Annotated in this window: 17 protein-coding genes; 11 read left to right on the top strand and 6 right to left on the bottom strand. The window is 40.8% G+C overall.

The features are described from left to right. Window positions 1-191 precede the first annotated feature (191 nt). From NSQ17_RS18330 to NSQ17_RS18320, 3 genes are all read left to right on the top strand, one after another. The gene (locus NSQ17_RS18330; protein ID WP_047946591.1) at window positions 192-956 is read left to right on the top strand and encodes a transporter substrate-binding domain-containing protein; all 765 of its coding nucleotides are present in this window, start codon (window positions 192-194) and stop codon (window positions 954-956) included. Between the two features lie 70 nt (window positions 957-1,026). Further along, the gene (locus NSQ17_RS18325; protein WP_039165129.1) at window positions 1,027-1,671 is read left to right on the top strand and encodes an amino acid ABC transporter permease; all 645 of its coding nucleotides are present in this window, start codon (window positions 1,027-1,029) and stop codon (window positions 1,669-1,671) included. Next, the gene (locus tag NSQ17_RS18320; RefSeq protein ID WP_342467668.1) at window positions 1,668-2,396 is read left to right on the top strand and encodes an amino acid ABC transporter ATP-binding protein; all 729 of its coding nucleotides are present in this window, start codon (window positions 1,668-1,670) and stop codon (window positions 2,394-2,396) included. The genes NSQ17_RS18325 and NSQ17_RS18320 overlap by 4 nt, the downstream gene beginning before the upstream one ends. 86 nt (window positions 2,397-2,482) lie before the next feature. Here the strand turns inward: NSQ17_RS18320 and NSQ17_RS18315 are convergent, their stop codons facing one another. Continuing rightward, a complete protein-coding gene (locus tag NSQ17_RS18315) occupies window positions 2,483-2,866 on the bottom strand; it encodes a VOC family protein (RefSeq protein ID WP_008345541.1) in 384 nt (127 codons plus the stop codon). A gap of 117 nt (window positions 2,867-2,983) precedes the next feature. Here NSQ17_RS18315 and NSQ17_RS18310 point away from each other — a divergent pair, with 117 nt between their 5' ends. After that, window positions 2,984-4,165 carry a class I SAM-dependent rRNA methyltransferase gene (locus NSQ17_RS18310; protein ID WP_019743483.1) on the top strand — a complete coding sequence of 394 codons (1,182 nt, stop codon included), beginning with the start codon at window positions 2,984-2,986 and terminating at the stop codon, window positions 4,163-4,165. A gap of 37 nt (window positions 4,166-4,202) precedes the next feature. Here NSQ17_RS18310 and NSQ17_RS18305 read toward each other — a convergent pair whose 3' ends face one another. Then, window positions 4,203-4,883 carry a CidB/LrgB family autolysis modulator gene (locus tag NSQ17_RS18305; RefSeq protein WP_007497850.1) on the bottom strand — a complete coding sequence of 227 codons (681 nt, stop codon included), beginning with the start codon at window positions 4,881-4,883 and terminating at the stop codon, window positions 4,203-4,205. Next, window positions 4,877-5,260, bottom strand: a complete 384-nt coding sequence (locus NSQ17_RS18300) for a CidA/LrgA family holin-like protein (RefSeq protein ID WP_008345527.1) — start codon at window positions 5,258-5,260, stop codon at window positions 4,877-4,879. The genes NSQ17_RS18305 and NSQ17_RS18300 overlap by 7 nt, the downstream gene beginning before the upstream one ends. A gap of 165 nt (window positions 5,261-5,425) precedes the next feature. Here NSQ17_RS18300 and NSQ17_RS18295 point away from each other — a divergent pair, with 165 nt between their 5' ends. The 4 genes from NSQ17_RS18295 (at window position 5,426) to NSQ17_RS18280 (ending at window position 8,319) form a co-directional block, all read left to right on the top strand. Continuing rightward, the gene (locus tag NSQ17_RS18295; RefSeq protein WP_008345526.1) at window positions 5,426-6,313 is read left to right on the top strand and encodes a LysR family transcriptional regulator; all 888 of its coding nucleotides are present in this window, start codon (window positions 5,426-5,428) and stop codon (window positions 6,311-6,313) included. A 17-nt stretch (window positions 6,314-6,330) separates the two neighbouring features. Then, window positions 6,331-7,155 carry a hydroxyethylthiazole kinase gene (thiM, locus tag NSQ17_RS18290; protein WP_342467667.1) on the top strand — a complete coding sequence of 275 codons (825 nt, stop codon included), beginning with the start codon at window positions 6,331-6,333 and terminating at the stop codon, window positions 7,153-7,155. Further along, complete coding sequence (gene thiE, locus NSQ17_RS18285) at window positions 7,142-7,831, top strand: thiamine phosphate synthase (protein ID WP_335352616.1); 690 nt, start codon at window positions 7,142-7,144, stop codon at window positions 7,829-7,831. The genes thiM and thiE overlap by 14 nt, the downstream gene beginning before the upstream one ends. 113 nt (window positions 7,832-7,944) lie before the next feature. After that, complete coding sequence (locus NSQ17_RS18280; RefSeq protein WP_335352615.1) at window positions 7,945-8,319, top strand: nuclear transport factor 2 family protein; 375 nt, start codon at window positions 7,945-7,947, stop codon at window positions 8,317-8,319. Window positions 8,320-8,349: 30 nt separating this feature from the next. On the opposite strand, the gene NSQ17_RS18275 is transcribed toward NSQ17_RS18280, so the two are convergent. The 3 genes from NSQ17_RS18275 to NSQ17_RS18265 form a co-directional block, all read right to left on the bottom strand. Further along, window positions 8,350-9,888 (bottom strand): cation acetate symporter, encoded by a 1,539-nt coding sequence (locus NSQ17_RS18275; protein ID WP_144679052.1) that lies wholly within the window; start codon window positions 9,886-9,888, stop codon window positions 8,350-8,352. Further along, window positions 9,885-10,199 carry a DUF485 domain-containing protein gene (locus tag NSQ17_RS18270; protein ID WP_017368293.1) on the bottom strand — a complete coding sequence of 105 codons (315 nt, stop codon included), beginning with the start codon at window positions 10,197-10,199 and terminating at the stop codon, window positions 9,885-9,887. The genes NSQ17_RS18275 and NSQ17_RS18270 overlap by 4 nt, the downstream gene beginning before the upstream one ends. A gap of 335 nt (window positions 10,200-10,534) precedes the next feature. Continuing rightward, entirely contained in the window at window positions 10,535-11,206 is a 672-nt protein-coding gene (locus NSQ17_RS18265; protein ID WP_342467666.1) for a hypothetical protein, read from the bottom strand. Between the two features lie 409 nt (window positions 11,207-11,615). Between NSQ17_RS18265 and NSQ17_RS18260 the strand changes: the two genes are divergently transcribed. The 3 genes from NSQ17_RS18260 to NSQ17_RS18250 all read left to right on the top strand — a co-directional run bounded on the left by NSQ17_RS18260 (window position 11,616) and on the right by NSQ17_RS18250 (window position 13,417). Beyond that, on the top strand, window positions 11,616-11,786 hold the full coding sequence (locus NSQ17_RS18260; protein ID WP_017368292.1) for a hypothetical protein: 171 nt from the start codon (window positions 11,616-11,618) through the stop codon (window positions 11,784-11,786). A gap of 229 nt (window positions 11,787-12,015) precedes the next feature. Next, window positions 12,016-13,143 carry an aspartate phosphatase gene (locus NSQ17_RS18255; protein ID WP_342467665.1) on the top strand — a complete coding sequence of 376 codons (1,128 nt, stop codon included), beginning with the start codon at window positions 12,016-12,018 and terminating at the stop codon, window positions 13,141-13,143. Continuing rightward, a complete protein-coding gene (locus tag NSQ17_RS18250) occupies window positions 13,133-13,417 on the top strand; it encodes a hypothetical protein (RefSeq protein ID WP_342467664.1) in 285 nt (94 codons plus the stop codon). Before NSQ17_RS18255 ends, NSQ17_RS18250 begins: the two co-directional genes overlap by 11 nt. Window positions 13,418-13,536: the final 119 nt, after the last annotated feature.

The following is a 13,536-nucleotide window of genomic DNA, read 5'->3' as shown; positions in this document are numbered from 1 at the left end:
TTGTGAAACATGCTTCTTTCAGAATAAAATGAGTTATTCGCAAAAAAGTAAAATTTAAAGAGACTATCGATCTAGAATTGTATGGATCTTTGGTATTGATAAAAAATATCACACAGTATAGCTTTAGCGTGGTATAGTAAGATTGTTGTTGCGAATATTTAGACAAAACTGACAATTGGGGGTCGTGTTTTATGAAGAAATCGATGTTACTGATCATGGGACTAATTGTTGTGCTCGTCATGGCAGCCTGTGGTTCAAAATCAGACAGCGGTTCGGGAGAAGGCAAAGGCACATATAAAATCGGGATAGATGTAACATATCCGCCATTTGAATTTGAAAAGGGCGGTAAAACTGTGGGAATAGACGTTGATTTAATTAACGCCATTGCGAAAGACCAAGACTTCAAAGTGAAGCTTGAAGCAATGGATTTCTCAGGGATTATTCCAGCGATGCAAGCAGGTCAGCTTGATGTTGGAATGGGTGGTATGAGTATTACAGATGAGCGTAAAAAGAAAGTGGATTTCTCAGATCCATACTTCGACGCTGGTCTGACAGTTGTTGTGAAAACTGACAGCAGCATTAAATCAATTGATGATTTAAAGGGGAAAAAGCTAGCTGTTAAAAATGGGACAACAGGTGCAAAATTTGCAACAGATAACGCAGACAAATATGGGTATGAAGTAGTTCAATTCAATGACAGTCCATCTATGTTCCAAGAAGTATCTAACGGAAATGCAGATGCTTTAATTGAGGATTATCCTGTCATTACGTATGCGATCGCACAGCAAGACTTGAAATTGAAAACAGTTGGAGATCGCTTGAATGGAGACCAATACGGGATCTCAGTGATGAAGGGGAAAAACCAGGACTTATTGAAGAAAATCAATAAAGGGCTGGAAAACCTAAAGAAAAACGGTGAATATGACAAAATTATTGAGAAATATTTGAAGTCATAACACAAGCGAGGCGCGCTCAGAGCGCGCTTTCTTTATGTGTCAACCGTATGTGAATTAGGGAGGGAGAAACATGGATACGATTGTTAATGCATTTCCGTATTTAATGGAGGGTTTGCAAACCACTTTATATATCTTTGTTGTTGCTATCATTTTAGGTTTTATCATCGGGTTGATTGTGGCGCTATTCCGCCTGTCACCATTTAAAATCTTGAACTTTATTTCACTCATTTTTGTCAATGCCATTCGAGGTACGCCATTTATCGTACAGCTATTCTTCATTTATTTTGGGCTAAATACACTTGAATTCATTTCACTTGACCGAGTGCCGGCAGGGATTATTACAGTAGCGATTAACGCAGGAGCTTATTTCTCAGAAATTATTCGTGCAGGGATTCAGTCCATCGATAAAGGACAAACTGAAGCCGCACGCTCTTTAGGATTCACAGGTGGACAAAACATGCGCTTTATCGTCCTTCCACAGGCATTTCGCCGTATGCTTCCAGCCATTACTAACCAAGCCATCATCAGTTTGAAGGACACCTCTCTCTTATCGATTATCGGCATTGCTGATATCATGCAGCGGGGACAAGTTCAAGCATCGGCTACCTTTGATCCTTTGAATGTCTGGCTCATTGTCGGTGTCATTTATTTCGTGATCATTTATTTACTTTCTCTACTGGCTAGCTACGCAGAAAGGAGATTTGATGTGAAATGAGTATGATTACGGTGAAAAACTTAAAGAAATCCTTTGGTGACAACGAAGTTTTAAAGGATATTAATGCAGTCATCGAGGAAAAAGAGGTTGTATGTGTCATTGGTCCTTCAGGATCAGGGAAAAGCACATTTCTAAGATGTCTCAATAAATTAGAGGATATTACGGCTGGGGAAGTTGTTGTCCACGGACATACGATTACAGACCCAAAAGTGAATATCAATAAAGTACGACAAGAAGTTGGCATGGTGTTTCAGCACTTTAATTTATTTCCTCATAAAACCGTGTTAGAAAATATCACGATCGCACCAGTGAGAGTAAAAGGGATGGAGAAGAAAGCGGCAGTCGATAAAGCATTAGACTTGCTTGAAAAGGTCGGCTTGAAAGATAAGGCTAAAAGTTACCCTAACCAATTATCTGGTGGACAAAAACAGCGTGTTGCCATTGCAAGAGCCTTGGCGATGGACCCGAAAGTGCTCTTATTCGATGAGCCGACATCTGCTCTTGACCCTGAGGTCGTTGGGGATGTTTTAGCTGTTATGAAACAATTAGCAGTCGAAGGAATGACGATGATTGTCGTCACACATGAAATGGGCTTTGCAAGAGAAGTGGGAGACCGCGTGATCTTTATGGATGGTGGATATATCGTCGAAGAAGACAAACCAGAAGCACTCTTTGGAAACCCACAGCACGAGCGTACCAAATTGTTTCTTAGTAAGGTGCTATAAAAAAAGAGTAAGAGCAGGTATGCTCTTACTCTTTTTCTTTGTGACGAGAATGAATATACCGATTCGCATGCATTTCCTAGGAAATATTATCGTTGGAAGAACTCAATCCACTCTTGGTCTGGCCCTCGGAAAAAGAAGTAGCAATAGCCATTGGGCAATGTTGTGATTTCTTCATCTATTAGCTCAATTTGCAGCTTTTGAATACGGTTGAATTCAGCGTGAATATTATCTGTTGTGAAGGCGAGGTGGTGGACCTTTCCTTCAGATGGAAGGTCGCTGCTATACCCTTGAATGAGTTCAATTTCCGTTTCCGCTTCGTCTTTAAAGCCAAGAAAGGCAAGTTCAATGACTCCGTTTGTATGAGTGATGCGATCCTTTAATTTCATGCCCACCACTTTTTCATAAAAATCAATGGACTGATCAATATTTGTCACCATAATCCCTGTATGATCTAAGCGTAATGTTGTCAAAAAAGAGCCTCCTCTATGTCGAGTTGATATTTTTCTCCTCATCTTATCATAATAGAAGTAACGTATACATTCATATGGTAGGATAGAGAGAGTCAATTTAGGATAAGGATGACACAAATGAAAAAAATCTCATTAAAACAAACATTTGCAGAACAAGTGAAAAAGGGATATCCGCTTATTTCAAAAGATGCTGTGTCGCGTGTGAACGGTGTACAGGAAGGCGAGCTCATTGAATGGGTAGATGAAAGAGGCTCTTTTTTAGGGAAAGGATATTATGGTGTGCAAAATAAAGGCATCGGTTGGGTGCTTTCCTTTGACGCTAACGAAAAAATAGATCAGGCCTTTTTTGTTTCTAAACTTGAACAGGCATCCAAAAGCAGAACGCATCTATTTCGTGATGCACAGACGACGGCTTTCCGTGTGTTCAATGGAGAAGGGGATGGAATTGGTGGAATCACGATTGATTATTATGATGGATTCTATCTCATCCAATGGTATAGCGAAGGTGTTTATACATTAAAAGAAGATGTATTGGCTGCGATTGAGCAGGTGTACCCTGACTATAAAGGCATTTATGAAAAGAAGCGATTTGATACGTCTGGACAATATATCGAAGATGACGATTTTGTAAAAGGGGAGAAAGGTGAATTTCCTCTTATCGTCAAAGAAAATGGGATGAACGTGGCGGTTTATCTAAATGATGGTGCGATGACAGGTATTTTCCTTGATCAGCGTCATGTGCGAAAAGCAATTCGAGATCGCTATGCAAAAGGAAAGACCGTCCTTAATACGTTCTCTTATACCGGCGCTTTCTCTGTAGCAGCAGCGCTTGGCGGGGCAAGCCGTACGACAAGTGTAGATGTTGCAAACCGCAGTTTGAAAAAAACATCTGAGCAGTTTGAAGTGAATGGCATTGATGTAGACGGGCAGGATATCAAAGTCATGGATGTCTTTAAATATTTCCCGTTTGCGGCGAAAAAAGGCTGGAGCTATGATGTCGTGATCTTGGACCCACCTTCCTTTGCACGAACGAAGAAACACACATTCAGTGCAGCGAAGGATTATAAGAAACTATTAAAAGAAGCCATCCAGATCACAGCTGAGAACGGCGTCATTGTGGCGTCAACCAATAGCAGTGCATTTGGGATGAAAAAGTTTAAGGGATTTATTGCACAGGCCTTTAAAGAATCTGGGAAAACGTATCGTATTCTTGAGGAATATACACTTCCTGAGGACTTCCGTACAACGAAAAATTATCCTGAGGGGAACTATTTAAAGGTTGTCTTCATCCAAGCATAAGAAAAAGCCATTTTCCGATAAGGGGAAATGGCTTTTTCTATAAGGCAAACGACATCAGGATAGGCGCTGCACATAATGTAATAATGGCCGAAATGATCATGGACACACTTGAGATCGTGCCTGAGACCGAGCTCAGTTCAAAGGCCTTCGATGTGCCTGCACCATGTGCTCCTGTACCAAGCAGAACGCCCATTGCAATGTCATTATCAATACGGAAATAACGGATAACCAATGGCCCAATGATTGAGCCAAATAATGCTGTTAAAATGACGAAGACAGCCGTAACGGACGGCATCCCGCCAATCATTTCAGACACACTCATCGCCACGGGTGTTGTGACGGATCTTGGGACGAGGCTCTCGATCAGACTCGTGTCCAAATGAAACAATTTGGCGATAAACGCTGTTGATAAAATTGCAACGATAGAACCGCAAGCCACATTCAAAATAATTTCTACTGCATGCTTCTTCAGAATGTGAAAATACTTATATAAAGGAATGGCAAATGCCACAGTCGCAGGTTGAAGCATATTTGTCAGCCATTTTCCGCCTTGATTGTAAGCATCGTAAGGAATGTTCACGATTAACAGCAAGACCACAAGAACAACTGGTGTCACAAGTAAAGGGGAGACATAGACTTTCGGATGACGTTTATAAACCGCTTTTGATCCGAGATAGATCAGAATGGTTAAGATCAAAAATAGTCCGCCAACTAACATAGCTTTTTTCGCTCCTTTCTTTTCGCAATCATCTGCGTCATCATGCCAGTCGAGAGCATGACCACAAAGGTACTAAGTAAAACCACAAGGACAATACTTGTGCCAGATTGAGAAAGTAATGTTCCGTAATCAATCACACCTACTGCTGAAGGGATAAAGAAGAGCAGCAGTTCTCCGAGCAGCCATACGGCGCCAAGTTCAATCCATTTTAATTTAATGATGTTAAAATGAAGTAATAAGAAAATGACAAGAATGCCTAAGATCGTGCCCGGAATTCTCAAATGCAAAAAGGCCGCCAGCACATTCATCAATTTCGCAAAAGCAAATAAAGCCATAATCTGAAGGGTAGCAATCAGCGACGTTTTGAGCAATTGCACTTTCTGTTCACTCCTTTTTCTATATAAATTGTTCACTGTTTCACAAAAACAACACAACGTTCTAATCGGTGAGCTTACTTTAAAGTGTACAGCACGTTCTATTATAGGTAAAATACATATATCGAATAGTTAGTATTCCTTTTGTCTATAGAAAGGGTGAACCATGTGGACATCAGACATTTAACATATTTCTTAGAAGTGGCACGGTTAAAGAGTTTTACGAAAGCATCGCAATCGCTCTATGTGTCGCAGCCGACCATTTCCAAGATGGTCAAAAACCTAGAGGATGAGCTTGGTGTGCAGTTGTTTTACCGTAATGGCAGACAGGTTGAAATGACAGATGCTGGACAAACCATGTATACACAGGCGAGTGAAATCACACAATCCTTTCAGAATTTAACGAGTGAATTAAATGATTTAATGAATGTGAAAAAAGGACATATCCGAATAGGACTGCCTCCCATGATTGGATCAAGCTTTTTCCCAAATGTGATGGGGGAATTCCGCCAGCAGTATCCAGATGTCACCTTTCAATTGGTGGAGCACGGCTCCATTAAAGTAGAGGAAGGGGTAGAGGATGGATCATTAGATATTGGTGTCATTGTTCTGCCTGCAAATGATAAAATTTTTCATACATACACCATCATTAAAGAGAATATGAAGCTTGTCACCCATCCATCACATCCGATGGCAGGACGTGATGAGGTTCATTTGGCTGATTTAAAGGAAGAGTCTTTTATTTTCTTTCGAGAAGATTTCGTTCTGCACAGCCGAATCTTAAATGAATGTATGAATGCGGGATTCAGGCCGAACGTTATTTATGAAACGTCACAATGGGATTTCATCAGTGAAATGGTAGCTGAGAACCTTGGAATCGGGCTTCTCCCTGAACGGATTTGCCGTGATCTAGATCCTGATAAAGTGAGGATCATATCCTTAAATCCGTCTATTCCGTGGCATTTGGGTGTCATTTGGCGAAAGGACCGCTACTTGTCCTTTGCTGCAAGAGAATGGTTAAAGCATACAAAATCCTATGTGTGGGATGCAGAGTAAAAGGGAGGACGATACAGATGAAATTAAGCTGCGTGTCTCATCTTTTGGAAAAGGTTCGAGCGGAAAATCCGCTTGTCCATAATATCACCAACCAAGTTGTGACGAACTTTACAGCGAATGGACTACTCGCTTTAGGTGCTTCTCCAGTCATGGCAAACGCCAAAGAAGAAGTGGCAGAAATGGCGCAATTAGCGGATGCACTTGTGCTGAATATCGGCACACTAACAAAGAATACAGTGGAGGCAATGGTCATTGCTGGACAAGCGGCCAATGAAAAAGGTGTACCGGTTCTATTAGATCCTGTTGGTGTTGGTGCGACAACGTTTCGGACGAGTGCGGCGAAACAGCTGTTACAGCAAGTGGACATCACTGTTGTCAGAGGGAATGCTGCTGAAATAGCTCATTTAATTGGAGTGAATGGCTGGCAGTCAAAAGGGGTTGATGCAAAAGGGGCAAATGGAGATGTATCGTCTTTAGCAAAGCAGGCGGCAAAAGCCCTTCAAACCGTTGTGGCGATTACGGGAAAAGTGGATGTCGTGTCAGATGGAGAAGAGGTTCTATCTATTCATAATGGACACGAATGGTTAACCAAGGTGACAGGGACTGGCTGTTTACTCACCTCTGTCATAGGGGCATTTTGTGCAACAGGGGAACGGCCCATTCATGCGTCGGCATCAGCTCTGCTGTTTTATGGTGTCGCTGCAGAAAAGGCAGCTCAGCAGACAGAAGAGAAAGGGCCAGGCACCTTTCAAATCGAATTGTTAAATGCGCTATCCAATACAAATGGTCAAGATGTGATCACGTTAGGGAAAATAGGGGGAGTTTTGCATGACGAAGGTTGATCAGCAGCTAATCAAACAGCAATTATCGGTTTATTTTATTATGGGAACAGCGAATACAAGCCGGCATCCGCTTGATGTGGTGAAAGAGGCCATTCAAGGCGGGATCACGATGTTTCAGTTTCGTGAAAAGGGTGAAGGTGCTCTGCAAGGTGAAGAAAAGAAAAAAATCGCTCAGCAGATTCAAGCACTTTGCCAAGAAGCGAGTGTCCCCTTTATCGTAAATGATGATGTACAGCTTGCAATAGATCTTGATGCAGATGGTGTCCATGTTGGGCAGGAAGATACACTTGCACAAGATGTACGGCAAAGAATCGGGAATAAAATATTAGGCGTGTCCACGCACAATCTAGATGAAGTGAGGCAAGCGATGAAGGACGGGGCAGACTACGTTGGGATGGGTCCAGTCTATCCTACAGAAACAAAAAAGGATACACGCAGTGTCCAAGGTGTTTCTTTAATCAACGAAGTACGTCAACACGGTCTTCACATTCCTATTGTGGGCATCGGCGGTATCACGTATGAAAATGCGGCACCAGTCATCCAAGCGGGAGCCGATGGCATTAGCATCATCAGCGCCATTAGCCAAAGCGCTGATCCGAAAAAAGCTGCGGAAGAACTAACATCTCTTGTCGAGTCAGAGAAAGCAGCTCTTTCATCTGTAAAAGACATGGATTGACTCATCCATGTCTTTTCTTATCTACGTGAAAAATAGACACAAGAGATACAATTGTGTACAATCTAATTGTTCGATTGTTTTCGAAATGACAGGTAAATAAAGGAGAATGAATGATGGAAGTGCTCGATACGTATTTTCGCCGATATGATGAAGCGGGAAAAGGGCAAGAGCAAATGAACGAATTGCTAGCATTGTTTTCAGATGATGTCATGATTGTCTTAAATGGTGCTGAAAAGCCTGGCATCCAAGCGTTCACACAGTTTTTGAACACATTTTTCCACGTACATGAAGACATTAAGCATATGTGGGATGGCTGGGTGAAACGTGAAGATGGGAAGTATGAAACAAACTGGGCTGTTTGCGGAAAGTTAACAGACGGTCGAGTATATACAGCAGAAGGCATTGATATTGCGAAGCTGGATGATCAAGGAAAGATCGTTTATTTAGAAAACGTCCCGAAAAACCCAGAGTTATTCCAGCGATATTAAAAAGCCGGCAGAGCAGCCGGCTTTTTCTCATCAATCTGTATCCATATGCATACCTGTGTGTGCTTTTACTTGAATTTCTGTAAAGGTGTCTTCATCTGCTTTTTCAGAGGAGAAAATGGTGCCTAAGTAGGCCGCAAGGAATCCGAGCGGGATCGAGATAATCCCAGGGTTCGATAGTGGGATAAGCGGCTCTCCTGTGAAAATGGCTGCCCCTGTTGGGTCCCAGACGCTTGGGCTGAGTGACACGATCAGGAGTGCGCTCAGAAGACCTGTTAAGCTTCCTGCGATAGCCCCTGTTGAGTTAAATCGTTTCCAAAAGACAGTGAAGATAATCAACGGTAAATTCGCACTTGCTGCCACTGCGAAGGCAAGTGACACAAGAAAAGCGACGTTTAAAGATTGCGCAAATAATGCAAGAATGATGGAAAGGATGGCCACGCCGATAGAAGCAAAGCGTGCCGCCTTCACCTGTTCACGTTCACTTGCTTTTCCTTTGCGAATAATCTGGCTATAAAAGTCATGAGCAAAGGCAGACGCGGCGGATAAAACGAGACCGGTGACCACTGCCAGTATAGTCGCAAAGGCAATAGCGGAAACAAAGGCAAATAATAAATCTCCCCCTAGGGCCTGTGCAAGCAGTGGTGCTGCCATGTTTCCTGCTGCATCGGCTGCCGTAATTGCATCTGTTCCGACAAAAGCAGCGGCACCGAAGCCGAGGAAAACCGTCATTAAATAAAAAATCCCGATGATCCACGTAGCGGATAGAACAGATTTACGCGCAGAAATGGCATCCTTTACCGTATAAAAACGGATCAAAATATGCGGCAAACCTGCTGTTCCAAGCACAAGTGCAAGGTTCAGAGACAGGGTCTCTAAAGGCACATTATATTTATTTCCCGGGTGAAGAAAAGCTTCACCAAGCGGGGTCGCTGTTTTCATCTGTTCAAACATCTTCAGCAGACTAAAATCAAACTTGGCAAACACAAGCAGCGAAATAATCAGCGTGCCCAGCATGAGAAGCACAGCTTTCGTGATCTGTACCCAGCTTGTTGCGATCATGCCGCCAAACACGACATAAATGGTCATCAAGACACCTACGATCAGCACCGCAATCCAGTAATCAATGCCAAGAAGCAGCTTGATTAATGCACCTGCCCCAACAAGCTGCGCAATCATATAAAAAGTGGAAACCGTGATGGTGTTAAAAGCAGCCACGCCTCGAATAGCAGGTCGTTTGAATCTTGCAGCAATCATATCAGCCATCGTATATTTTCCTAGATTTCGAAGCGGTTCAGCCACGACATAAAGGACGACAAGATACGCTACAAGAAAACCAATACTATAGAAAAAGCCGTCAAATCCATTTAAGGCGATCATGCCGGCGATCCCTAAAAATGAAGCAGCAGACATATAGTCCCCGGCAATGGCAAGGCCGTTCTGAAACCCAGTCAGACCGCCGCCTGCGGTGTAAAAATCACTCGCATTGCTTGTTTTTTTCGCAGCAAAATACGTGATGACCAATGTGAGCCCTACGATCGCTATGAATAAAATAAAAGCGGTCATGCTCATTCGTCATCACCTCTCGATTCAATTTTTAAAGCGCTTACATATTTGTCGAACTGAGATGCTTTTTTTGCATAAAGCCCACATAAAACCCATGTCATCACAAATTGCGTGAGGGCAAATAACCAAGCCCACGTGATCGCTCCAATTGCTGGCGTGTTCAAAAAGGTGAAGTAGGATGTAGCAACCGGAAGTGAAAAGTAAAAGAGAAAAAAGAAAATCGTCATCGGTACGATAAATCTGCGTTTTTCCTCAAGAAGTTTTCGAAAATCCTTTGAAGCGGCAACCTTCTTATAATGAACGTTTTTGTCTGCCATCGTTTCCTCCTTTGTACGAATTAGGGACAAGGTACTCCAATGCATATGAGACGATCTGGTTGTTTATGACAGTATATCATAAAAAAGGCACCCGAAAAGGGTGATTAGCCTGATCAATTGTGGATATAAATATTGGGAAAATGAAAATAAACACAAGAAGCTGGAAATCAAATATAAGATCAAAGAAAAAAACTCTGTGATATCCATTGTCACATAGTCTGTAGATTCGATTTAGCAAATGAAACATTTGAGGTCATGATACGTTGGCATATTAACATCAAGAATTACATTACATAAACATGTAGAGAAGCAGGCTGATGGAACCTGCTTCTTTTTTAATATTTTTTCCCGAGACGTGTCGTATGTGTAACTGTTTTAACATGCTTTTTACGCTTTGAATCTTTGTAGACAGATAGGACAAATTTGTTGTTCCAGTAACCATTTTTCGGGCTGTAGTATGTTTTGAATGTGTAATGAAAGACTTTTTGACCTGTTGATCCTGAAGCTGAAGTTACTGCTGAAGCGATTAAAGCTACTGCTTTCAGTGTCAAGACTGCGCCAGCTATAGCACCGGTCCCTGTTGGTATTGCTAAGATCGCACCTGTCACAACAACTATGATAGCAACAGTGATGTTGAATTTATTTTTAAAGTTTTTTACAAGTCTCCATTGGTAATCTTTGTTTGACTTTGAGCTAACCTCACCGTCATCATTGATCAATTCTTTGCCAGCTTCTTTAAACTCCTCTAACTCTACTAGTTCATTGTTAATACGGAGTTCTTCTTTTGCCCGGTCATAAGAGACGCTATCTATTTGTTCACCATTATCAATCGTTATTGTTTGAGTGCTGCCTTTCACTACAGAATTGAAAGTATGTAGTTTGCCTTCAATTTCAGTTTGATAAGATTCTTTAATTTCTTGAGGTTCTAGGGTTACTGCGGCTACGGTTTGTAATGGAATTGTTAAAAATAGCGTCAGGCCTAAAAGTCCGATTATGAACTTTTTCATTTTGGATATTTCCCCCTTGTTTTTTGTGCAATAATAAACATATGGATAAAAAATGCTTTTCTTTTAAAAAAAGTTAATTGAGGAGTGATTGATGTGTTTTGGAATTGGGTAGTAGGCATGATCGGGATAATCATAGGGGCTTGTATCTTTGCAACGGAGTTCGAAGATGCTACTTTCTTCACTCGCTTTATTTCCAAGCTTATTGCGATTTTACTTCTTGTGTTTTCAGTGGCTTTTATTAAGTGGCGGCGTAAAAAAATACAACAGCATAATAATTCATAGTGCTCCCTCCTTTTTTGACATGTTTTCATCCTATCATTGATTGATTCGCATTTGGGAATTCGTTGGAAAATTTCTTTTTGGGTTGCGGTGACCGCAATTTAGGTTCTTTTATTTGGGAGGCGAATTTATGATGACGGTAATATCAGTATTGATGATGTTAAATGGTGCTTGTTATTTTGCTGTTTATATGAAAAAACGTAAGAATAATAAAGAAAAAGAGATGGGGTATAAAGTTATTTTTGCTGTTGTTTTCTTTTTACTAAGTGTCCCATTCATCAATATGGTCATCACTGGATAATAAAGAACAGGCTGAAGAGCCTGTTTTTTTGTTATTTAAAATACATGGCGCCTATTTCAAAAACACCACTGCGATTGCGTATAAAAACCGATATGTCTTGTGCCCTACTTGCTTAAAAAGTGCTTGCGCTACGCCGAAAATTTTACATATAAATGGGTAAATAGGATTTTATTAGGAGTTGTTGTGCTAACATTTATTGAAAATTGGTTATCTAGGGGGGGGATTGTAGATGGCGTCTATACCGTCTCCAGTTGTAGCGATCAAGATAAATGAATGGTATAAGCATATAAAAAGATTCAATGTTAAAGAGGCCCAGATGCTAAGGGAAGAGGTTAGAAAAGATATAGATGTCATGGAAGAAGATGAACAGGCGGTTCTTTATTTTCAGTTGATGGAGTTCCGTCATCAATTGATGACAGACTATGTGCAGCCTACTAATGAACCACTTGAAAAATCGGATTATTTGAAAGCTGTAGAAGGACAAGGAAAGAAGATGTCAGCCATTCTTGAATACTATTTTAATTTTTTTCAAGGAATGTATGAATTTAAAAAAGGTGAGTTTATTAGAGCTATTGTGTTCTATAAGCGCGCGGAAAAGCGCCTGGAGCAAGTAGGGGATGAGTTAGAAAGAGCTGAATTTTATTACAAATTATCAGAAGTGTTTTATCACATGAAACAGACACACGTATCTATGTATTACGTTGGTCTTTCTTATGATACTTATAAGGCACATAAGAGCAATTCCCTTTATATGATTCGAGAAATTAATTGTCTAACTGTTATGGCAGGTAATTTCATTGATTTTGAATGCAGAGAAAAGGCGCTTCCTCATTTATTGTCAGCTTTAGAAAAATCTAAGGCAATGTCTAATAAGCCAATGATTGTGAAGTCATTATTTAATATTGGGTGTTGTTTTAAAGGAGTAGGTGATTTTAATAGGGCACTAGCTTATTTTAATCAGGTTATTCTAGAAGGAGAGCCTATTAATGCTACAGAGTTGCTTTTGGTTTATTATGAATTATCGTTATTTCATTTGAGTCAAAAGGAATTTATTAAGGGTGAAAGATTTTTCAAAAGAGGCTGGGAAGAAGCGAAGAATAGAAAAAATGATCTATTTTTATCGTTACTGATGGTATTGGAAAATTTATTTTTAAAAACAGCAAATTTAAGTGAAGTCATGAGCTCATTGGAAAAATTAGAGAATGAGAGGGGTTATCCATACATGGAAGACCTAGCGCTCGAAGCGGCTCGGTACTATAATGAGAATGGGCGTATGGATGAATCTGTAAAAATGTATGAAAAAGTGATGTACGCCCGAAAACAAATCCAAAGGGGCGACTGTTCATATGAATTTTAAAACGGTTCTTACTGGTTTTTTGAGTGCTTCAGCATTGCTAGGTGTGATCTCATTATCATCTGTCGATTTTGATGTGAATTCAAGAAATGCTACTTCTCCAGAATCCACTGATCTGACTGTAAGAAATGCTACAGACAGTAGCGTTACTACTGAGGATTTTCCTCTTATAACTTCATCTCAACAAGATAACGATTTTGCTGTGAGGAATGGAACCCGTTCTAGTGAAAATCCTGATGTTCGTTTTGGAACCCGTGATTCTAGATTATCTACTTGATGAATCAAACAGACCTTTAGGGCTGTCAGGCTGTCGAGAAAATCTCGACAGCTTTATTGTCCCCATTAAAACTTACATCTCCCCATTTTATAATAGAGAAAAGCATATACAATAACGGA

Source organism: Bacillus sp. FSL W8-0629 (assembly GCF_038593225.1).
In the GTDB taxonomy this organism is placed as follows: domain Bacteria; phylum Bacillota; class Bacilli; order Bacillales; family Bacillaceae; genus Bacillus; species Bacillus altitudinis.
This window is presented reverse-complemented; position numbering and strand designations above follow the sequence as displayed.